This is a genomic window from Nonomuraea spiralis (assembly GCF_014648435.1).
In the GTDB taxonomy this organism is placed as follows: domain Bacteria; phylum Actinomycetota; class Actinomycetes; order Streptosporangiales; family Streptosporangiaceae; genus Nonomuraea; species Nonomuraea spiralis.
The window spans coordinates 168373-188995 of record NZ_BMRC01000016.1 but is presented as its reverse complement, the minus strand read 5'-3'; the positions used below and the strand labels follow the sequence as shown (position 1 = coordinate 188995).

Here is a 20623-nt window from a genome sequence, read left to right as displayed (position 1 = left end):
CGTGGAACTGGACCGGCTCGATCGTGACATCATCGCGGCGCTCGTGGACGACGCCCGCGCGACCTACGCGGACATCGGCCATCAGGTGGGGCTGAGCGCGTCGGCCGTCAAACGGCGGGTCGACCGGTTGCAGAAGAGCGGGGCGATCACCGGCTTCAGCGCCAGGGTCGCGCCGCAGGCGCTCGGCTGGACCACCGAGGCGTACGTCGAACTCTTCTGCCAGGGCAAGACCAAGCCGTCGGACATCGCGGTGGCGGTGGCCAAGTTCCCCGAGGTGGTGGCGGCGGCCACGATCACCGGCGAGGCGGACGCGCTGCTGCACATCAGGGCCACGGACGTACGGCACGTCGAGCGGGTCATCGAGCGCATCGCGGCGGAGGCTTTCGTGGTCCGGACCAAGAGCTCGATCGTGTTGTCGAGGCTGGTCGACACCCCTCCGGGAAGCGCCCTGACGGAGTCGCGCAACGGATCGCACATGGTCGGCCGATAGACGCAACAGACCTGCGCGAACGCGCAATGCGCACCGCTTGGCCTGCGCAAACACCAATTCTTAGGCTGTCCTCGTCCTCCCGGAAACGGGAATTCTCCCTGCAGACGACGACGGAGCCCTGCATGCCCAAACACTTCCTCATGTGCCGCCCGGACTACTTCGCGGTCGAGTACGCGATCAACCCGTGGATGAACCCCGAGGCCGGCGCGGACCGTGAGGTGGCGATCCGGCAGTGGGAGGGACTGAAGTCGGCCTACGAGGAGCTCGGGCACGAGGTCAGCCTCATCGACCCGATCGACGGCCTGCCCGACATGGTGTTCGCCGCCAACGGCGCGCTGGTCGTCGGCGGCCGGGTCTACGGCGCCCGCTTCACCTTCCCCGAGCGCGGCGCCGAGGGCCCCGCCTACCTGCGCTGGTTCACCGAGCGCGGCTACCCGGCGCTGGAGCCCACGCACGTCAACGAGGGCGAGGGCGACTTCCTCACCCTCGACGAGGTCATCCTCGCCGGCACCGGCTTCCGCACCGACGTGGTCGCCCACCAGGAGGCGCAGGAGTACCTGGGCCGTCCGGTCGTCTCGCTGAAGCTGGTCGACCCGCGCTTCTACCACCTGGACACCGCGCTGTTCCCGCTCGACGGCCGCAACGTCGCCTACTACCCCGGCGCCTTCTCCAAGGGCAGCCAGGAGGTGCTGCGCGTGATGTTCCCGGACGCGGTGATCGCGACCGCCGAGGACGCCGAGGTGCTCGGGCTCAACGCGGTCAGCGACGGCCGGAACGTCGTCATCAACGCCGAGGCGACCGGGCTGCAGCTGGAGCTCAAGCGGCGCGGCTACGAGGTGATCCCGGTCGACCTGTCGGAGCTGCGCAAGGCCGGTGGGGGCCCCAAGTGCTGCACACTGGAGATCAGGGGGGAGAAGTAACATGAGCACCAGCGCAGAGCTGATCGAAGTGAGCGAGCGCCGCAGCGCGCACAACTACCATCCGCTGCCCGTGGTCATCCACGAGGCGCACGGGGCGTGGGTCGTCGACGTCGAGGGCAAGCGCTACCTCGACTGCCTGTCGGGCTATTCGTCCCTGAACTTCGGTCACGGCAACCCGAAGATCATCGAAGCCGCCCAGGAGCAGCTCAAGAACCTCACGCTGACCAGCCGGGCGTTCTACCACGACCAGTTCGCCCGGTTCTGCGCCGGGCTCGGCGACCTCACCGGCAAGGACATGATCCTGCCGATGAACACCGGCGCCGAGGCCGTCGAGACCGCGATCAAGGTGGCCCGCAAGTGGGGTTACGAGGTCAAGGGCGTGGCGCCCGAGCAGGCCAACATCATCGTGATGGAGGACAACTTCCACGGCCGCACCACCACGATCATCAGCTTCTCGACCGACCCCGACGCGCACGACGGGTTCGGGCCGTACACGCCCGGGTTCAAGATCGTGCGTTACGGGTCGGCCGAGGCGATCAGGGAGGCCGTCGACGACAACACGGTGGCCGTCCTCGTCGAGCCGATCCAGGGCGAGGCGGGCGTGCTCGTGCCGCCGGACGGCTACCTGACCGAGGTCAGGCGCATCTGCACCGAGAACAACGTGCTGATGATCGCCGACGAGATCCAGTCCGGGCTCGGCCGCACCGGCCGCACGTTCGCCTGCGACCACGAGAACGTCATGCCCGACATGTACATCCTGGGCAAGGCGCTCGGCGGCGGCGTGGTGCCGGTGTCGGCCGTCGCCGCGGACGAGGACGTCCTCGGGGTCATCAAGCCGGGCCAGCACGGGTCCACGTTCGGCGGCAACCCGCTGGCCTGCGCGGTCGGGATCGCGGTCATCGACATCCTGAACACCGGCGAGTTCCAGGCCAGGGCCGCCAGGCTCGGCGAGGTGCTGCACGCCCGGCTGCGCGAGCTGATCGGCAAGGGCGTGGTGGCGGTGCGCGGTCGCGGGCTGTGGGCGGGCGTGGACATCGACCCGGCCCTCGGCACGGGCCGCGAGGTGTCCAAGGCGCTGATGGCCCGCGGCGTGCTCGCCAAGGACACCCACGGGTCCACGATCCGGCTCGCGCCGCCGATCGTGATCTCCGAGGAGGACCTGGTCTGGGCGGTCGACCAGCTCGCCGCCGTCCTGGAAAGCCTCTAGGCCCGCACGGCCGCGCCCGGCGGGCCCGCCTGCGCGGGCCCGCCGGGTGACGAGCCGCCGGCCGTCAGGAGCCGGCCGGGGTGGGCGTGACGGTACGCGTGGGCTCCGGCTTCGACCCGTCGCCCGGGGTGGGCGTGTCGGTGGGCTTGGGCTTCGACCCGTCACCCGGGGTGGGCGTGTCGGTGGGCTCCGGCCCGTCGCCCGGCTCGTCCGTGGGCGGCGCCAGGGTGGACGTGATCGTCACCTCGGCCGCCGGCTGCTCCGACGTCGCCACGTCGGTCTCCGAGGGGATGGGGGTGGGGGCCAGGGTCTCCACCGCGCAGCTCGCGTCGGCACCGGCGTCGGGGGCGTCCGGCAGGGTGTCCACCACCGAGACGTCGAGCTGGGCCGTCAGGGCCAGCACGCTGCCCTTGGGCGCCCCGGCCTGCTCACCGGCCGCCGTCTGCCGCTCGCCGAGGAACATGTGCTCGACCGGGTCGAAGATCAGCTCCTCGCGCACCCCGAAGTCGGTGACCCGGCCCAGCGCCACGCCCACGCGTCCCGAGGAGTCGGCCACGCCCTCGGCCACCTCGACGCCGGGGATCGCCTTCACGGCCTCGAACAGCGCGTCCCGCTGCGGCTTGGGCAGGTAGTTCTCCCTGACGAGGTCGCCGGCGCGGGTGAAGGCGGCGGCGTCGGCGCTGATGGCCTTTCCCTGGGGGACCGGCTGGTAGAGGCCGTTCCGCATGGCCGTGGCGTCGGCCGGGAGCGTGCTCAGGTAGACGTAGTCGTCGCGGTTGGAGCCACGCAGATCGGGGCAGGAGGCGAGCCGGTTCCACTGGCTGCCCTGCCAGTTCCCGGCGTCCGCGGGCAGCGGCTCGCCCGGCCAGGGCCGCGGCTCCCGGCCTTCGATCAGCAGCAGGCCGTCCTTGCTGCCGTCCACCGACTTCCAGATCTTGCGGTGCTGGCGGTAGAGGTGGCGGCTCTCCCCTCCGGAGCCGTTGACCGAGTGCGCGCCGTACATGGTGTCGGACTCGACCAGGATGAACTGGTCCGGCCGGGGGTTCAGCTCGCCGGTCGTGAGCACCACGGACGTGGCCGGGCGGGCGCCCGGCGTGTTCTGGCCGGACAGCGCCACCGCCACGCCGCCGACCAGGACGACCGTGACACCGAACGCGGCGGCCGTCTGCCAGCCCAGCCTCGGCAGCCGCAGGCGTCGCCCGCCGCGCGCCTCGGCCAGCAGCCGTTCCCTGGCCCGCGCGCGGGCCTGCGGCTCGTACGACGGCGCGGACGGCCTGCCGTCGGCGAAGGTACGGATCTCGTCATCCATGCTGGGGCTCCTCTGCGAAGGGGTCGATGCCGCCGAGCGCCCTGCGTACCTTGACGCGGAGCCGGTGCAACCTGGATCGAACGGTGCCGACGGGCACGCCGAGGGCGCGGGCGGCGTCCTCGTAGGTCAGGTCGGCCCATGCCACGAGCAGCAGCAGGTCGCGCTCGCCCGCGCTGAGCCTGGTCAGCGCCTTGGCCAGGCGAGGCTGGAGCTGCTCGGCGGTGACCCGGTCGGCGCTGCGCTCGTCGAAGCCGCCCGGACGCTCGGCGCCCACCCTGGCCATGGCCGCGGTGCGCCGCCGTTCGGCCCTGCGGTGCTGGGACACGACCTTGGTCGCGATGCCGTACAACCAAGGTCTGGCGTCGGGAAGCGAGCGGTCGTAGCGGGCGCGTCCGCGGAAGGCGAGGAGGAACACCTCGCCGGTCACGTCGTCGGCCAGTTCCGCGCCCAGGCGCCGGGCGGCGTACCTGTGGATCTCGTCGGCGTGCCGGTCGAACAACGCCGCGAAACGCTCGGGGTCGCCGAGCGAATGCCCGATCAACGTCGAGTCATCCAGCGTTTCGGTTCTGTCCTCGACACTCACCACGTCCGGTCCTCTCTCATGCGGTCACCCTGTTCTTGGCCGCATGGGGGAACCCGGTTCCACCTTTCTCCGGCTGCCTTCCGGCTATGCCGTCCTGCGCCAGGCCGCCAGGCCGTCGGGAGCCTCGTCCCTGGCGAACCCGGCCGCGGTCAGCTCCGCGGCCAGCCGCTCGCCGCCCGGCCGGTGGGCCTCGCTGGTGACCTCGTCCTCGCCGATCACCACGCCGCGCTGCCTGACCCGGTAGAGGAAGCGGGAGCGTACGGTCTCGCCGGCGACCTCGACCACCTGCCCCCAGACCTCGTACGAGTGCCGCCCGACCTGGTACGCCCCCATGAGCTCCAGCTCACCCGGCGTGGGCGCGGGCCGCTCGCGCCAGTTGAACAGCAGCAGCCCGCCCGGCTGGAGCTGCCGGGCCAGCACCCGCCACAACTCCTCCCGCCGCGCCGCCGGGAACGCCTGCAACACCGAGATCATCACGATCGCCTCGACCGGCTCGTCCACGTCGACGTCGAGCGCCCCGTACGGCAGCACGGTGACGCGGCGGCGCGCCTCCTCGCTGGCGGCCACCCGCGACAGCAACACCGACCGCATGGCGAGCGCCGGTTCGACGGCGTAGACGTCTGCCGTCGTCTCCCGGACGATCAGCTCGGTGATCAGGCCGGTGCCCGCGCCGATCTCCATGACGCTGCGCCGCACCCCCTTCAGCAGGGGCGGCAGCAGCTCGCGGATCTCGGGGACGTGCCCGTCCTCGTGCCACAGGTCGTAGAAGGGGACGGCGAGGGAGTACTGGTCGTCGCTCATGAGGTCATTTCTACGACAGGCGGACCGAGTCGATCGGCCGGACCCCGTCGCCCGTCGACTCGTACCAGGTGACCTCGACCTCGTCGGGGAAGGTCAGCGTGGCCAGCGCGTTCTGGAACCAGGGCCCCTTGGTCACCCGCCACCGGAACGGCGGCCGCCGGATGCCGGCCAGCCGCGCGAGCAGCCCGCCGACCAGCGTCGCCAGCCCGAACTGGGTGAGCACGTTGGCCCAGCGCAGCAGCCGGCTCAGCGGGTTGCGGATCGGCGAGCAGACGACCTGGTGGATCTGCCCGGCCGACGCCTTGGCCAGATAGGAGTAGTGGACGTCGCCGGACAGGATCACCGCGGGCCTGCCGAGCCGGACCAGCAGCCTGGACAGGTCCTCGAACGAGCGGCGGAAGGCCGCCCAGTGCTCCAGGTCGACGAACTGCCGAAGCTGCTCCGACAGCCGCTGCGCGGTGCGGCCCCACTTGCCGTCGCACAGCGCCTCGTTCCAGTTCTGGACGCCGTGGACGCCCTCGGGCAGCAGGAACGGGATCGAGGAGCCGATGACCAGCCGCCGGGCCGGCGCGGCGGCCTGTTCCTCGAGCCAGGCCCACTCCTCGGGGTCGAGCATGCGCCGGTCGCCGGGCGTGAGCTGCCTGGCGCACCTGGTGTCGATCATGATCAACCGGGTGTGCCCGAGGTCGCGGGTGTAGCTCCAGCGGTTGCTGCCCGGCTCGGCGTCGGCCTTGGCGGCGAAGGCGTCGAGGGCCGGCCCGCCGTCGCCGCCGCCCTCGGTGAGCTCGCGTACCAGCGGATCGTCCGCGCGCTCGGCCGGGGTCAGGTTGCCGAGGTGCTGGTAGACCCAGTAGGCCCCGAGCCCCGCGACCACGCGGCGGGGCCACCAGCTCGTCCGGGCCATCTTGGCCCGCCAGGAGTGGGAGGTGTTCCAGTCGTCGCGCAGGTCGTGGTCGTCGAAGATCATCGCCGTGGGCACGGTGGACAACAACCAGCGGATCTCCGGGTCGGTCCACGCCTGGCGGTAGAGCTCGGCGTACTCCTCGAAGTCGGCGATCTCGCCCTGCGGCTCGGTGTTCCTGCGCGCGTGGATGTAGTCGAGCATCTGGGGGGACGGGTTGTCGGCGTAGACCTGGTCGCCGAGGAGCAGCAGCAGGTCGGGCCAGTCCTCGTCGCCGGCGCGCATGAGGCTCACGCCGTAGGCGCGCAGCACGTCGTCGCCGTGGGTGCGGACGTGCGCCGAGTCGTGCGGCACGCTGGTGCGGCACGAGCCGAACGCCATCCTGCGCGGCCCTTCGGCGGGCATTAACCGGATGCGGCTGGCCGGACGACCCGCCAGGGGCCACACCTGGTCCCCGTCGAGGCTGACGGAATAGGAGGCGATATCCTGGGACAGGCCAACGAGATCCACGATCGCGTAGTGGTGACCGTGCACGGTGAAGGTGGGCGACCGATAAGCCCTGCCTGCCGCTTCGACGGTGACCGTGCAGGGCTCGCCGGTCTCCACCCAGATCGAGGCGCTGACCGAGTCGACGTGACGCAACATGGGCCCAACCACGAGTGCGGGCATCCAACCCCCCGGTTTCGACGATTCGGCACACTCTCGCTCGTTAGCCTGCCAGAGTGGCACGTTCCCAGCACGTTGATCAACGGCTTGGATATCCCTTCATAACCTAGGCAAGGTCAAACTGCCCGGCCTAGGATGATCGAGACAACACGCCCAAGAGAGAAGGCAACGGCGCCTTCTCCCACAAAATGGGCGCGCATACAGGAGGAAACTCGACCATGAGCATCATGGTGCCGTCAAAGACGCCGGCGCTGATCACACCTGGTCAACAGGCGCTCGATTCCGCTCTTCACCAACTCAACCAGGCCGCCGCGCACCTCGGTCTCGACGACGGGCTCCGCACGATGCTGGCCACGCCCCGCCGCTCGCTGACCGTCTCGGTCCCGGTGCGCCGCGAGGACGGACGCATGGACGTCGTCCAGGGCTTCCGCGTCCAGCACAACGTCTCACGCGGCCCCGCCAAGGGCGGCATCCGTTTTCATCCCGCCACCGACATCCATGAGGTCACCGCCCTCGCGATGTGGATGACGTGGAAGTGCGCGCTGGTCGGCATCCCGTACGGCGGCGCCAAGGGCGGCGTGGCCGTCGACCCGACCGCGCTGACCACGATCGAGCTCGAACGGCTCACCCGCCGCTACGTCAACGAGATCCTGCCGCTGATCGGCCCGGAGAAGGACATCCCGGCCCCCGACGTCGGCACCGACGAGCAGACCATGGCCTGGATCATGGACACCTACAGCGTCAACGCAGGCTACTCGGTGCCCGGCGTGGTCACCGGCAAGCCGATGACGCTGGGCGGCTCGCTCGGCCGTACCGGATCGACCTCGCGCGGCGTGCAGATCGCGGCGCTGTCCGCGCTCGGGCGCTCGCCCGAGGGCGTGACGGTGGCCGTGCAGGGCTTCGGCAAGGTGGGCGCGCTGGCCGCGCAGTACCTGTCCGACTCGGGCTGCAAGGTGGTCGCCGTCTCCGACGTCACCGGCGCGCTCTACGCGCCCGGCGGCCTCGACGTCGCCCACCTGCGTGCCTGGGTGGCCGAGACCGGCGGCGTGACCGGCTATCCGCTGGCCGACGCCATGGCCCACGACGACCTGTTCGAGCTCGACGTGGACGTGCTCGTCCCGGCCGCGCTCGAAGGCGTGATCACCGAGGCGAACGCGCCCCGCGTGCGCGCCCGGCTGATCGTGGAGGGCGCCAACGGCCCCACCACGCCGGAGGCCGACGAGATCCTGGCCGCCAACGGCACCACCGTCGTGCCGGACATCCTGGCCAACGCGGGCGGCGTGATCGTGTCGTACCTGGAGTGGGTGCAGAACATGCAGGCCTTCTCCTGGAGCTCCCGCGAGGTCGAGGTGAAGCTGCGCGACCTCATGGAAAGCGCCTTCGCCGAGGTCAAGTCGCTGTCCGCCGAGCGCGGGCTGACGCTGCGGGAGGCGGCGCACGTGATCGGCGTGGGCCGGGTCGCCGAGGCCCACAGCATGCGCGGGCTCTATCCCTGACCTACTTTGGTCGCACGTGACCCGTCCAAGGTTCGATGCCGGGGCGGGTCATGTTCTGCCACTGTCGCAGGCATGAGGGGATTCATCGGGATCATGGCCGTCATCCAAGGGCTCGGCGGGTTCGTCGGGCGCGTCTGGTTCGACAGCGAATGGGGGTTCGTGGGGCGGCTCGTCGAGCTGCCGCTGATGGCCTACCTGGGGCTCGCGGTCGCCGGCGTGGCGCTCCTGCTGTGGGCCGACCACGACAGGAAACGCCACGAGAGCTGACCGCCGGGGCTCAGGACTTGACCGGTGCGTAGTCAAGGGCGGTGACCAGGTCCTCAAGCTCGCGCATCAGCCGTCCCGTACGCTCGTCGCCGAACGCGGCGGCGATGGCCCGGTGGTGCTCGGCCACCGTGCCGTCCACACGTGCCAGCAGGTCGCGCCCCCGGTCGGCCAGGAACACCGCCACCCGCCGCCGGTCGCCCGCCGACGCGCCCCGGTGGACCAGCGCGCGGTCGATCAGCCGGTCGACCGCCTTGGTGAGCGTCGGGTGCGGCATGAGCACCGCCTCGGCCAGCTCCCCCATCGAATGACCACGCCCGTCGGCCAGCGCGCGCAGGATGCGCCACTGCTCGACCGTGACGTCCTCACCGGCCAGCGTCGTCGCCAGACCGCGCGTGACGCTGCGTTCGGCCCGGCTGAGCAGGTACGCGAGTGAGGACCCCAGCCCGGAATTAGCCATGACAGATCAGGTCCTTTCACCGGAGAGCTAGTTCGGAGGATACTCGTCCGCGTGACGGCGATCGTCGATCCTTTCGAGGCCCGGCTCATCCCCTCGGACGCGGTCCGGATCGGCTTGGTCGTGCCCGTGTCCGGGGTGCTCGGGCTGGTGGGGCCGTGCGCGATCAACTGCGCCGTGCTGGCCGCCGAGGAGGTCAACGCCCGGGGCGGCGTCCTCGGCAGGCAGGTCGAGCTGGTGCTCGTCGACGGCGGCCGGCCGGGGCCCGAGGTGGCGGCCGAGGTGGCCGGGCTGGTCGCGTCCGGCACGGTCGAGGCGGTCGCCGGTACGCACGCCAGCGACGTGCGCGTGGACGTGGTCGCCGCGATCGGCGGACGGGTCCCGTTCGTGTACGCGCCGCCGTACGAGGGCGGTGGGCACGCGCCGGGTGTCTACTTCCTCGGCGAGACCCCGGGCCGGCAGCTCGAACCCGGCATCGAATGGCTGGTCCAGGTCCACCGGGCGCGGCGCTGGTACCTGCTGGGCAACGACTACGTCTGGCCGCGCCTGGTGCACGCGGGCGCGCGCCGGCGGCTGCACGCGCGCGGCGCGACCGTCGTCGGCGAGGCGTTCGTCCGGTACGGCGAGGCGGCCTCCCGGCTCGGCCGGATCGCCGACGCCCGCCCCGACGCGATCCTGCTCACGCTGATCGGCAGCGACCTGGTGGCCTTCAACCGGGCCTACGCGGCGAGCGGGCTCGGCGCGGCCCGGCTGTGCGGCGCGCTGGAGGAGCACGGCCTGCTCGGCATCGGCGGCGACGGCACCGGCGAGCTCTACGCGTCGATGGGCTACTTCCGCGACCTGCCGACCGAGGCGAGCCTCGACTTCGCCGAACGGTACGCCAAACGCTTCGGCCCGTACGCCCCCATGCTCAACGCCCACGGCCAGGGCTGCTACGAGGCCGTCGCGATGCTCGCCGCGCTGTCGGGGCGGGCGGGCAGCCTGGCCGTCCCGGCGCTCGACGCGGTCGCCGACGGCACCACGATCGTCAGCGCGCGCGGCCCGCTCACGCTGGTGAACCGTCAGGTGCGGCGGACGGTGCACCTCGGCAGGGCGGACGGCCTCGATTTCTTGCTTGAGAAACCTTTTCAGTAGAAAGCTTTTGGCTCTAAGGTGCGAGTCACCCCCCAACCTCGACAAGGAGCCGCGCAACATGAGCACCGTTGAGCAGTTCGGCTACCGCCAAGAGCTCAAACGCTCTCTGGGCTTCGCCGACCTGATGATCTATGGCCTGATCTTCATGGTGCCGATCGCACCCTTCGGCATCTTCGGCGGCGTGTTCCAGTCGTCCGGCGGCATGGTCGCGCTGGCCTACATCATCGGCCTGGTCGCCATGGCGTTCACGGCGCTGTCGTACTCGCAGATGGCCCAGGCGTTCCCCATGGCCGGCTCCGTCTACACCTACGCCGGGCGCGGCATCTCGGCGCCGGTCGGGTTCATCGCGGGATGGGCGATCCTGCTCGACTACATCCTGGTGCCGTCGCTGCTCTACCTCATCGCCAGCCTGGCCATGAACTCGTTCGTGCCCGGCATCCCGGTCTGGGGCTGGCTGATCATCTTCGTGCTGCTCAACACGGCCGTCAACTACATGGGCATCCAGATGACCGCGCGCATCACGCGGGTGATGCTGGTCGCCGAGCTGGCCGTACTGGCGATCTTCATGGTGGTCGGCGTCGTCGCCCTGGCGCAGGGCAAGGCCCAGGCGGGCGCGTTCACGCCGATCTTCGAGTCCTCGGCGTTCAGCTGGACACTGGTGTTCGGCGCGGCGGCGACGGCGGTGTTGTCGTTCCTCGGCTTCGACGGCATCTCGACGCTGGCCGAGGAGAACAAGGAGGACGGCAGGCGGCTCGGCCGTTCGATGGTGGCGGCGCTGGGACTGGCCGCGGTGCTGTTCGTGGCGCAGACGTGGGTCGCGGCGCTGCTCATGCCGGACCGCGCCCAACTGATCGCCGATGGCGACAAGAACGGTGACGCCTTCTACCGCATGGCGGAGTTCGCCGGCGGCCACTGGTTGAGCGTGCTGACCGCCGTCGCCACCGCGATCGCGTGGGGCTTCGCCAACTCGCTGGTGGCCCAGGCGGCCACCTCGCGCCTGCTGTTCGCGATGGCCCGCGACCGCATGCTCCCCTCGTTCCTGGCCAAGGTGCACCCCAAGCACCAGGTGCCGGTCAACGCCACGCTCGCCGTCGCGGTGTTGTCGCTGGCCATCGGCCTCTACATGAACAGCCGCGAGGACGGCATCGCGCTGCTCAGCCAGCTCGTGAACTTCGGCGCGATGACCGCCTTCCTGATCCTGCACGTGGCCGTCGTCGTCCACTACCGGGTCCGCGGGCGCAGCAGGAACGTGTGGGCGCACGTCGTCGCGCCGGCGATCGGCTTCCTCGTCCTGGCCGCCGTGGTGTACAACACGAAGCTGGTGACCCAGACGGTCGGCCTCATCTGGCTGGCGGTCGGGCTCGTCGTCCTCGGCGTCAGCTATCTCATCGGCCGCAGGCCCGTTCTCCCCTCGGAGGTCAAGTGAACGTCGTCTCCTACCACCCCACGCCGGAGGAGCTCAGCTACACCTTCGGCGGCCGTGCCGCCCTGGGCAGGGTGCGGCCGGGGACGGTGATGGAGCTGTACACCGAGGACTGCTTCGGCGGCCTGGTACGGACCGTGGAGGACCTGCCGTCGCGGGTCTGCGAGTTCCCGTACCTGAATCCCGTGACCGGCCCGTTCCACGTGGAGGGGGCCGAGCCCGGCGACACGCTGGCGCTGCACTTCGTCAGCATCACGCCGGCCCGCGACTGGGCGGTCTCCACCACGTTCCCGCACTTCGGCGCGCTGACCGGCACCCACACCACGGCGATGCTCCAGCCGCCGCTGGAGGAGCGGGTGTGGCGCTACGACATCGACGTGGACAAGGGCGTGGCCGTCTACCACGCCCGCAACAGCGACTTCAGCGTCGCGCTGCCGCTCGACCCGATGCACGGCACGGTGGGCGTGGCCCCGGGCGCCAACGAGGCCCGGATGACCATCACCCCCGACGCGCACGGCGGCAACATGGACACTCCGGAGCTGCGCGCCGGCGTCACCGTCTACCTGGGTGTCAACGTCGAGGGCGGCATGTTCTCGATCGGTGACGGCCATGGTCTGCAGGGGCACGGTGAGGTCTGCGGCACGGCCGTGGAGTCGGCCATGAACACCGTGGTGGCGGTCGAGCTGATCAAGGGCGTGGCCACCCCCTGGCCGCGGCTGGAGGACGATCTGCACCTGATGTCCACCGGCTCGGCCAGGCCCCTTGAGGACGCGTACCGGATCAGCCAGCACGACCTGGTCACCTGGGCGTCGGAGCTGACCGGGCTCGACACGCTGGACGCGTACCAGCTCGTCAGCCAGGCCGGCCAGGCGCCGGTCGGGAACGTGTGCGACACCAACTACACCATGGTCGCCAAACTGCCCAAGACCTACCTGGGAGCACCCTCGGTGTACGAGGACGCCCACGCCCGTCTGCGGGCCCTGGGCGCCCAGTATGGTTCGACACAATCCCCCGCTTAGGTAAACGTTGGTGTCGCAGGTCAGGGCATTGATCATCTTCCCCGTACAGTGGGAAAGTGCTCAGGTTGGTTCTGTCTCTGGTCCTGCTCGATCCGGCTGGCGTCAGCGACGTCTCGCTGCGCGACGTCCCCGTCCCCCGCGTGCTGACCCCGGACGGCGACCGCCTGGGCTACGCGCCGGTGCCGCGCCCCTACACGGGGGCGCGGCGGGTGACGGGCGTGCTGCTCGGCCACGATCCCGTCACGCGGACGGACATCTGGTGCGGGGGCGCGGTGATCGGCTCGCGCAGCCGCAGCCTGGTGCTGACGGCCGCCCACTGTCTCTACCACGAGGGCCGGCAGCTCCAGCGGGTGACCTTCATGCCCGGCTTCGACCGGGGGAACCCGCGGCACGGCGTCTGGTCCGCGGTCCGTACGTGGGTGCCTGCCCGCTGGCGGGCCAGTCCCGACTCGCCCGGCGTGCTCCCGTACGACGTCGGCCTGGTCGGGGTCGTCAAGGGCAAACGGCCGCTGGAGTCGGTGGTCGGCCCCGGCCTGCCGCCGCTGCGCACCGGGCGGGGCGCCGAGCTGCGCGGGCTCGAACTGCTCGGCTACCCGGCGGGCAGACGTTACCCGGGCACGCAGATGTACCGGTGCCTGGGCGACGCGGTGGAGGGCTCCACGGTGGGCCCCGGCGTGATGGTCACCCGCAACTGCCACGCCGCCGCCGGAGGGAGCGGCGGCCCGGCCCTGTACGGCGGCTCGGTGGCGGGGGTGGTCTCCTCCTCCAGCCCGCTGAGCGACACCGAGGGGTACACGGTGCTGGCCCGGCTGGGCGGGGACACGTTCGACCGCATGTTCGCCAGGGCCGACGAGTCGATGCGGGTCAGGAAGCCTGGTTGACGGCGTCCTCGCAGATGGCGTGGGTGATCAGGGCGTCGTCCGCGCTGATCACCCGGCCCTCGCGCACCGCGAGCAGGAACTCCTGGCAGGCCTGCTCGATGCCGCGCTGCCGGGCGACCGGCACCCAGTCAGGCCGTCTGGTGAGCGTCTCGCCGCCCTCGTAGTCGAGGACGTCGCCGAGGTTGACCACGCGCCGCTTGATGCCGTCGCCCATGACCTCGCAGGTCTCCTCGCCGGCGCCGCTGACCCGGTTCATCACGCCGATCGCGGTGAAGCCGTCGCCCGACAGTTCGAGCACGATGTGTTCGAGCAGGTCGCGACGGACGCGGGTGCGGATCCTGGTCTCGTTGACCGGGCCGGGGGCGAGGAACCTGAGGGTGTCCACGACGTGGATGAAGTCCTCGAAGATGGCCCGCCGGGGCGCGTCGGGGTAGTTGTCGCGGTTCTTCTCCATCAGCACGAGGTGACGGGGAAGGGCGGTGAGCCCGATGTATCCGGGGGCGTGACGGCGGTTGAACCCGACCATCAGCGACCTGCCCTCGGACTCCGCCAGCCGCGCCAGCCGCTCGGACTCGGCCAGGCTGTAGGCGATCGGCTTGTCGACGTAGACGTGGATCCCGGCGCTGAGCAGCGGCTCGACGATCTCCGGGTGGGCCTCGGTCGCGGCGTGCACGAACGCGGCGTCGACCCCTGCCTTGATCACCTCGTCCACGCTGGTGGACCGGTCGGCGATGCGGTAGGCGTCACCGAGCCGGTCGAGCCGCGCGGTGTTGCGGGTGCACAGGTGGAGGTCGAGGGACTGGGCGGCGAGCACGGGCAGGTACGCCTTCTCCGCGATGTCGCCCAGGCCGATCATGGCTATCTTCATCCGTCGAGCGTAGTCCTCAGCGCGGTCTCCATCGGCGTAGGCGCGACGCCGAAGACCTGCTGAAACGCCGAGGAGTCGAGCACGTACGGCGCGGTGAACTGGTACCGGACGTGCCGCAGTTCGCCGATCATGGGCGAGAACAGCCCGGTCGCCCGCAACAGCGGCCACGGCAGGGTCGTCATCTTCGGCGTGGGCAGGCCCAGCAGGCCGGCCATGCGCGCACCGATCTCCCGGAAGGTCATCGGCTCGTCGGTGGGCACGTGCCAGGGGCGGCCCCAGGCCCGCTCGTCGGCGCCGGCCGTGATCAGGGCGTCGGCCACGTCCGGCAGGTAGGTCCAGCTGTGCGGCATGTCGGCCGGGAAGACGAGCTGGATGGTCTTGCCCGCCCTGAGCGCCGGGATGAAGCGAGTGCCGAGGTGGGACTGGTCGGTGGCGCCGGGGCCGAAGAAGTCCGAGCCGCGCACCTCTGTCGTCCTGATGCGCCCGGCCCGGTGGGCGGCCAGCGCGTCGTGCCAGATCTTGGCGCGTACCCGGGCCTTGGGGGTGGTGGAGGCGAGCGGCAGGTCCTCGGTCATCGGCCCGGTGACGGGTCCGTACGGGTAGAGGTTGCCGAGGATGGTCAGCACGGCCCCGCTCGACTCGGCGGCGGCCAGGAACGACTCGGCGATCGGCGGCCAGTCGGTGAGCCAGCGGTGGTAGGCCGGGTTGACGCAGTTGTAGAGGACGTCGGCGCCCTTGGCCAGCTCGCTCAGCCGGGCCTTGTCGGCCACGTCGGCGGCCACCCTGACCGTCCCTTCGGGTCCGCGGCCAGAGCGGGTCACGACGACGACCTCGTGCCCCTGTGCGGCGAGCTTGCCGGCCAGGTGCGTGCCGACCTGACCGGACCCCACGACGACATGCTTTCCCATGATCAGACCTGCTTCCAGATGAGGCGGAGCACCGCGTTGACGACGAAGACGGCGGCGAAGACGATCGCCGGGGTGGCGCGGCCCGCGGCGTAGAGCGCGAGCGCGCCGCCGCCGAACCAGAGGATCTCCAGAGCGGCCCGGGCCAGGCCCGTGAGCGGGATCGTGGCGTTCGCGCCGCCGCCCGCGCCGAACAGCGCCCACGCGGCGATGAACAGCGCCGGACCACCCAGCCCCGCGAGGAGCTTGATCCACCAGTTCGGGCTGAGCGTGAACCCCCAGTACGCGACCGAGGCCAGCACGCCGAGCTCAAGGAAGAACATCAGGACGGCGTTGGCGTTCTTGGCGAGGGCGAGCATTGGGGGTCTCCCTGTGGTGGTGCGCTGTTCGCTTACGAGAGCAATGCTCTCTCATAAGAGCGGCAGTCGTCAAGAGCAGTGCTCTCGTTTTCTGGCACCGCTCTGATAGCCTGCTTGCATGACAGCCAGCCGTACCGCGCGAGAGCGCGTGAGAGCCGAGCTCACCAGGGAGATCACCGACATCGCCCGCCGCCAGCTTGCCACCGACGGCGCCGGCGGCCTGTCGCTGAGGGCCGTCGCGCGGGAGATGGGCATGGTCTCCTCGGCCATCTACCGCTACTTCCCGAGCCGTGACGACCTGCTGACCGCCTTGATCATCGACGGCTACAACGCCCTGGGCGAGGCCGTCGAGCAGGCCGAGGCCGCCTGCCCGCGCTCCGCCCACCTGGCCCGCTGGATGGCGGCCGGCCACGCCGTACGCGACTGGGCGGTCGCCCACCCCCACGAGTACGCCCTGATCTACGGCTCCCCCGTGCCCGGTTACCAGGCGCCGCAGGACACCGTCCAGGCCCGCCTGCGCGACGTCACCGTGCTCGGCTCGATCGTCTCCGACGCCTGGGGCGCCGGCGAGCTCCACGCGCCGGCCGGCCCCGAGGCGCCGCCGGAGGTGGCCGACGACGCCGAACGTATCCGCGCCCTGATGCCGGGTGTGCCCGACGACGTGGTGTGGCGGGCGATCGCGTCCTGGTCGACGTTGTACGGCTGGGTCAACTTCGAGGTGTTCGGCCAGTTCAACAACACCGTCGACAACCGGCGACCGGCCTTCGACCACGCGCTCCGCCTGGCCGCCGCGGCGCTGGGCCTCGCCCCGTGACCAGCGCGTCACCACCACGACAAAAAGGGCAGGAGTGCGGCGGCACTCCTGCCCTTTCCGGCTGACGGGGTCAGCGCGCGGCGCGGTTGACCGCCGAGATGATGGCCTTGAGGGAGGCCGTGGTGGTGTTGGCGTCGACGCCCACGCCCCACAGCACCTGCCCGTCGACCTCGCACTCCAGGTAGGAGGCGGCCTTGGCGTCGCTGCCCGCGCTCATCGCGTGCTCGACGTAGTCGAGGACCCGGACCTTGATGCCGACCCCGGCGATGGCGTCGATGAAGGCCGAGATCGGGCCGTTGCCCACACCCGCGATCTCCCGGATCTCGCCGTCGAGGCGGACGTCGGCGCCGATGCGGTCCTTGTCGTCGACGGTCGACTCGTGGCGGTGGGCCATCAGGCTCAGGCGGCCCCAGCGGTTGGCCGGGTTGGGCAGGTATTCGTCGCGGAAGATCTCGTACATCGCGGCGGGGCTGATCTCGCCGCCGTCGGAATCGGTACGGGCCTGCACGACCTTGGAGAACTCGATCTGCAGCCGGCGCGGCAGGTCGAGCTGGTGGTCGGCCTTCATGATGTAGGCGACCCCGCCCTTGCCGGACTGGCTGTTGACCCGGATGACCGCCTCGTAGCTGCGGCCGATGTCCTTCGGGTCGATCGGCAGGTAGGGCACCGCCCAGGTGAACTCGGCCACCGGGGTGCCCGCCGCCGCGGCGTCGCGCTCCAGGTGCTCGAAGCCCTTCTTGATGGCGTCCTGGTGGGAGCCGGAGAAGGCGGTGTAGACCAGCTCGCCGCCCCACGGGTGGCGCGGGTGGACGGGGAGCTGGTTGCAGTACTCGGTGACGCGGCGGATCTCGTCGATGTCACTGAAGTCGATCTCGGGGTCGACGCCCTGGGAGAACAGGTTCATGCCCAGCGTGACCAGGCAGACGTTGCCGGTGCGCTCGCCGTTGCCGAACAGGCAGCCCTCGATGCGGTCGGCGCCGGCCATGTAGCCCAGCTCGGCGGCGGCCACGGCGCTGCCGCGGTCGTTGTGCGGGTGCAGCGACAACACGATCGAGTCGCGGTGGCGCAGGTTGCGGTGCATCCACTCGATCTGGTCGGCGTAGATGTTGGGTGTGGCCATCTCGACCGTGGCGGGCAGGTTGATGATGACCTTGCGGTCGGGCGTGGGCTGCCACACCTCATTGACGGCGTCGCACACCTCGACGGCGTACTCCAGCTCGGTGCCGGTGAACGACTCGGGAGAGTACTGGAAGCGCACGTCGACGTCGGTCGCGTCGGCCAGCTTCTTGACCAGCTTGGCGCCCTCGACGGCGATGGCGGTGATGCCCTCCTTGTCCAGGCCGAACACGACGCAGCGCTGGAGGGTGGAGGTCGAGTTGTACAGGTGGACGATGGCCTGCTTGGCGCCCTCGATCGCCTCGAAGGTGCGCTCGATCAGCTCGGGCCTGGCCTGGGTCAGCACCTGGACGGCGACGTCGTCGGGGATGCGGCCCTCGTCGATGATCTGCCGGATGAAGTCGAAGTCGGTCTGCGAGGCGGCCGGGAAGCCCACCTCGATCTCCTTGTAGCCCATGCGTACCAGCAGCTCGAACATCTGGAGCTTGCGGTGGGAGTCCATCGGGTCGATCAGGGCCTGGTTGCCGTCACGCAGGTCGACCGCGCACCAGCGGGGCGCCTTGGTGATGACCTGGTCGGGCCACGTGCGATCGGTCAGCCGGATCGCTTCGAACGGCTGATAACGATGGGCCGGCATGGGGCTGGGCTGCTGGGCGTTCATGTCTGCTGCTCCTCGTCGGTCGAGTCAGAAAGCGGCCGACGCGCACGACTGGCTCCGCGACGAGGGAGCCGGCCTTACAGGCCCTCGCCGCGGCAGCTAAGAAGCAGCCCGCGCAGCATGCCAAGCACGCTACCAGACGTCTCGAGATACGCCGCCCTTGATCTCACATCATGAGAGCCGATCGGTCCACCGATGGGGAAACACCAGGTGGGGGCCATGAAATTCCATCCGGGGCCACCGGCGGGCCAGCGGATGGAATGCCGCGCTAGGCCGGGACGAGGACGCTGAGGCAGGTGACGCAGCCCTCCAGCCGCTCGAACTCCGAGATGTCGACCGTCGTCACGACGAGTCCGCGCCGCTCCAGCAGGGCCGCGGTCCGCGGCGCGGAGGCGGCCAGCAGGACGCGGTCGCCGCCCAGCGGCACCACGTGCGCGCCCGGCTCCTCCGGCGGCTCCAGCAGGTCCGGCAGGTCCACGCGAGCGGGATCGCCGATGAGCGTCCCGTCGGGCAGGGCGGTCACCGCCGACTTCAGGTGCAGCACGCCGCGCAGGTCCACGGGCACGATCCGGCGTTCCGGCAGCAGGGCGGCGAGCTGGGCGACGCCCTCGTCGTTGGTGCGGCCCGACCTGCCGACGTACACGGTCTGGCCGACCTGGAGCACGTCGCCGCCGTCCAGCGTGCCGGGGCGGGCGATCCTGACCGCCTTCAGCCCGAGGTCCCGTACGGACTGCTCCACGGACTCCACCTCGGGGCGCCGCTCCGGCGCGCCCGGCCGGGTGAGCACGGCCAGCCGCCCCGACACCACCACGGCGTCCTCCACGAAGGGCGCGTCGGGAAGGTGGTCGGCGGGCTCGACGTGGACGGGCCGCCAGCCCGCGGCGGCCAGCGCCGCGACGTAGGCGTCATGCTGGTGAACTGCGCGTTCGTAATCCACGGGTTCGCGCTCGATGTGCGTGACGATGCCCTCGGCGATCCGGGGGCCGGGCTTCCTTACCAGCGCAATACCAGACATAGGGCGTGTTCTATCACGCAGTCGTTAGAGTCTTGGGCATGCGGGACGACGAGATTCTCACCAGGATCAGCGCTCTGGTCACCGAAGAGCACGAGCTGCGCGGCAGGCTGTCGGCGGGCGAGGTCACCTCCGACGAGGAGCACGCGCGTGTCAAGGAGCTGGAGGTGGCCCTCGACCAGTGCTGGGACCTGCTCCGGCAGCGCCGGGCCAGGCGCGGCGTGGGCGAGGACCCCGACAGCGCGGCCGTCCGCCCGGCCGGCGAGGTGGAGAACTACCGCCAGTAGGCCGGGACGCAGGTCTGGCGGCGGTAAATTCGCTGGCCCCGGCCGGTGCCGATGCGCTTGGCTGAACGGATGCGCATCCAGCCAATTGATCCCGACCGGCCGGGCGAGCTGCTGACGGGCCTGTACGACGCCTACCTGGCGGGCCACGCGCACGAGCTCGGCCCCATGTTGTCGCAGGCCCGCTTCTCCGTCATCGCCCGCGAGGGCGGCCCCGGCAACCGTGCCGAGATGTGGGTCATGACCGACGGCGGCAAGGTGACCGGCGGCTACAGCCTGGCCCTGTCCCAGCACGACAACGAGCACATGGGCTGGGTCTTCCCGCTCGTGGTCCGCCCTGAGCTGCGCGGCCGCGGCCTCGGCGGCGCGCTGCTGGAGCACGTCGTGGGCCGGATGCGCACCCACGGCCGCACCCTTCTGCTCACCGAGACCCCGGCCACGGGCGTCGGCGCCCGCTTCGCCCGCGCCCACGGGTTCACGGTCGCGCAGGAGGAGGCCCGCCGCACGCTCGACCTGCGTACGGCCGACTGGCCCGCGCTGCGGGCCATGTTGCCCGACGTCCCTGGCTACAGCGTCGAAGGCTTCTTCGGCCCGGCCGGGCCGGAGCTGCTGGCCGACCTCGCCACGCTGATGGGCGGCATGAACGACGCCCCGCGCGACCCCGATCTCGAGGACATGACCTTCAGCCTCGACCGTCTGCGCACCCGCGAGGAGCACGTCACGCTCAGCGGCCAGACCTGCTACACGATGATCGCCAGGCGCGACTCCGACGGCGCGCCGGCCGGCTACACGCGCGTCTACCTCGAAGCCGACCGCTCCGACACCTGGGGCCACCAGGCCGACACGACCGTCCTGCGCGAGCACCGCGGCCATCGCCTCGGCCTGCTGCTCAAGCTCTCCAACCTGCTGTGGCTGCGCGAGCGCGAGCCCCACCTGGAGCAGGTCATCACCTGGAACGCCACGTCCAACGCCCACATGCTGGCCATCAACGAGGCCATGGGCTTCGAACTGCTCGACGAATGGAACGAGTGGCGGCTGACGGTGTGACACCCCTGC

General features: G+C 70.9%; 22 protein-coding genes. 12 read left to right on the top strand and 10 right to left on the bottom strand.

Translation table 11 applies throughout. From position 1 onward, the window contains the following. Nucleotide 1: 1 nt before the first annotated feature. From IEZ27_RS33920 to rocD, 3 genes are all read left to right on the top strand, one after another. Entirely contained in the window at nt 2–490 is a 489-nt protein-coding gene (locus IEZ27_RS33920; RefSeq protein ID WP_189650985.1) for an Lrp/AsnC family transcriptional regulator, read from the top strand. 122 nt (nt 491–612) lie between these two features. Continuing rightward, entirely contained in the window at nt 613–1410 is a 798-nt protein-coding gene (gene ddaH, locus IEZ27_RS33915; RefSeq protein ID WP_189650984.1) for a dimethylargininase, read from the top strand. Nucleotide 1411: 1 nt separating this feature from the next. Further along, on the top strand, nt 1412–2617 hold the full coding sequence (rocD, locus tag IEZ27_RS33910; protein ID WP_189650983.1) for an ornithine--oxo-acid transaminase: 1206 nt from the start codon (nt 1412–1414) through the stop codon (nt 2615–2617). Between the two features lie 64 nt (nt 2618–2681). On the opposite strand, the gene IEZ27_RS33905 is transcribed toward rocD, so the two are convergent. The 4 genes from IEZ27_RS33905 to IEZ27_RS33890 all read right to left on the bottom strand — a co-directional run bounded on the left by IEZ27_RS33905 (nt 2682) and on the right by IEZ27_RS33890 (nt 6880). Then, complete coding sequence (locus IEZ27_RS33905; RefSeq protein WP_189650982.1) at nt 2682–3926, bottom strand: CU044_5270 family protein; 1245 nt, start codon at nt 3924–3926, stop codon at nt 2682–2684. After that, entirely contained in the window at nt 3919–4512 is a 594-nt protein-coding gene (locus tag IEZ27_RS33900; protein WP_189650981.1) for an RNA polymerase sigma factor, read from the bottom strand. Before IEZ27_RS33900 ends, IEZ27_RS33905 begins: the two co-directional genes overlap by 8 nt. Nucleotides 4513–4593: 81 nt before the next feature. After that, entirely contained in the window at nt 4594–5310 is a 717-nt protein-coding gene (locus tag IEZ27_RS33895) for a class I SAM-dependent methyltransferase (RefSeq protein WP_189650980.1), read from the bottom strand. Between the two features lie 10 nt (nt 5311–5320). Beyond that, nucleotides 5321–6880, bottom strand: a complete 1560-nt coding sequence (locus IEZ27_RS33890) for an alkaline phosphatase D family protein (protein WP_189650979.1) — start codon at nt 6878–6880, stop codon at nt 5321–5323. A gap of 215 nt (nt 6881–7095) precedes the next feature. On the opposite strand from IEZ27_RS33890, the gene IEZ27_RS33885 reads away from it, so the two are divergent. Beyond that, a complete protein-coding gene (locus IEZ27_RS33885; RefSeq protein WP_189650978.1) occupies nt 7096–8373 on the top strand; it encodes a Glu/Leu/Phe/Val family dehydrogenase in 1278 nt (425 codons plus the stop codon). Between the two features lie 72 nt (nt 8374–8445). Further along, nucleotides 8446–8640 (top strand): hypothetical protein, encoded by a 195-nt coding sequence (locus IEZ27_RS33880; RefSeq protein WP_125633313.1) that lies wholly within the window; start codon nt 8446–8448, stop codon nt 8638–8640. A gap of 10 nt (nt 8641–8650) precedes the next feature. On the opposite strand, the gene IEZ27_RS33875 is transcribed toward IEZ27_RS33880, so the two are convergent. Beyond that, complete coding sequence (locus tag IEZ27_RS33875) at nt 8651–9097, bottom strand: MarR family winged helix-turn-helix transcriptional regulator (protein ID WP_189650977.1); 447 nt, start codon at nt 9095–9097, stop codon at nt 8651–8653. A 51-nt stretch (nt 9098–9148) separates the two neighbouring features. Here IEZ27_RS33875 and IEZ27_RS33870 point away from each other — a divergent pair, with 51 nt between their 5' ends. The 4 genes from IEZ27_RS33870 to IEZ27_RS33855 are packed head-to-tail and all read left to right on the top strand — an operon-like array spanning nt 9149 to nt 13551. After that, on the top strand, nt 9149–10228 hold the full coding sequence (locus IEZ27_RS33870; protein WP_229824587.1) for a substrate-binding domain-containing protein: 1080 nt from the start codon (nt 9149–9151) through the stop codon (nt 10226–10228). A 58-nt stretch (nt 10229–10286) separates the two neighbouring features. Beyond that, entirely contained in the window at nt 10287–11654 is a 1368-nt protein-coding gene (locus IEZ27_RS33865) for an APC family permease (protein WP_189650976.1), read from the top strand. After that, a complete protein-coding gene (locus IEZ27_RS33860; protein ID WP_189650975.1) occupies nt 11651–12670 on the top strand; it encodes an acetamidase/formamidase family protein in 1020 nt (339 codons plus the stop codon). Before IEZ27_RS33865 ends, IEZ27_RS33860 begins: the two co-directional genes overlap by 4 nt. Before the next feature lie 56 nt (nt 12671–12726). Further along, nucleotides 12727–13551 (top strand): trypsin-like serine peptidase, encoded by an 825-nt coding sequence (locus IEZ27_RS33855; RefSeq protein WP_189650974.1) that lies wholly within the window; start codon nt 12727–12729, stop codon nt 13549–13551. On the opposite strand, the gene IEZ27_RS33850 is transcribed toward IEZ27_RS33855, so the two are convergent. Genes IEZ27_RS33850 through IEZ27_RS33840 form a run of 3 tightly spaced genes read right to left on the bottom strand, consistent with a single transcriptional unit; the run spans nt 13535 to nt 15683 of the window. Further along, on the bottom strand, nt 13535–14419 hold the full coding sequence (locus tag IEZ27_RS33850) for a Gfo/Idh/MocA family protein (RefSeq protein WP_189650973.1): 885 nt from the start codon (nt 14417–14419) through the stop codon (nt 13535–13537). The two genes, IEZ27_RS33855 and IEZ27_RS33850, sit on opposite strands and share 17 nt — an antisense overlap. Further along, a complete protein-coding gene (locus IEZ27_RS33845; protein ID WP_189650972.1) occupies nt 14416–15327 on the bottom strand; it encodes an NAD-dependent epimerase/dehydratase family protein in 912 nt (303 codons plus the stop codon). The genes IEZ27_RS33850 and IEZ27_RS33845 overlap by 4 nt, the downstream gene beginning before the upstream one ends. Before the next feature lie 2 nt (nt 15328–15329). Continuing rightward, on the bottom strand, nt 15330–15683 hold the full coding sequence (locus IEZ27_RS33840) for a YrdB family protein (protein ID WP_125633329.1): 354 nt from the start codon (nt 15681–15683) through the stop codon (nt 15330–15332). Nucleotides 15684–15801: 118 nt separating this feature from the next. On the opposite strand from IEZ27_RS33840, the gene IEZ27_RS33835 reads away from it, so the two are divergent. Continuing rightward, the gene (locus tag IEZ27_RS33835) at nt 15802–16497 is read left to right on the top strand and encodes a TetR/AcrR family transcriptional regulator (protein WP_189650971.1); all 696 of its coding nucleotides are present in this window, start codon (nt 15802–15804) and stop codon (nt 16495–16497) included. A 70-nt stretch (nt 16498–16567) separates the two neighbouring features. Here the strand turns inward: IEZ27_RS33835 and leuA are convergent, their stop codons facing one another. Both leuA and ddaH (IEZ27_RS33825) read right to left on the bottom strand, forming a co-directional pair. Beyond that, the gene (gene leuA / locus IEZ27_RS33830) at nt 16568–18274 is read right to left on the bottom strand and encodes a 2-isopropylmalate synthase (protein WP_189650970.1); all 1707 of its coding nucleotides are present in this window, start codon (nt 18272–18274) and stop codon (nt 16568–16570) included. 265 nt (nt 18275–18539) lie between these two features. Next, nucleotides 18540–19286, bottom strand: coding sequence for a dimethylargininase (gene ddaH / locus IEZ27_RS33825; RefSeq protein ID WP_189650969.1), 747 nt, complete (start codon nt 19284–19286; stop codon nt 18540–18542). Nucleotides 19287–19324: 38 nt separating this feature from the next. On the opposite strand from ddaH (IEZ27_RS33825), the gene IEZ27_RS33820 reads away from it, so the two are divergent. Together IEZ27_RS33820 and IEZ27_RS33815 are read left to right on the top strand one after the other, a co-directional pair. Further along, a complete protein-coding gene (locus tag IEZ27_RS33820) occupies nt 19325–19570 on the top strand; it encodes a DUF2630 family protein (RefSeq protein ID WP_189650968.1) in 246 nt (81 codons plus the stop codon). A 69-nt stretch (nt 19571–19639) separates the two neighbouring features. Further along, entirely contained in the window at nt 19640–20614 is a 975-nt protein-coding gene (locus tag IEZ27_RS33815) for a GNAT family N-acetyltransferase (protein WP_189650967.1), read from the top strand. Nucleotides 20615–20623 lie beyond the last annotated feature (9 nt).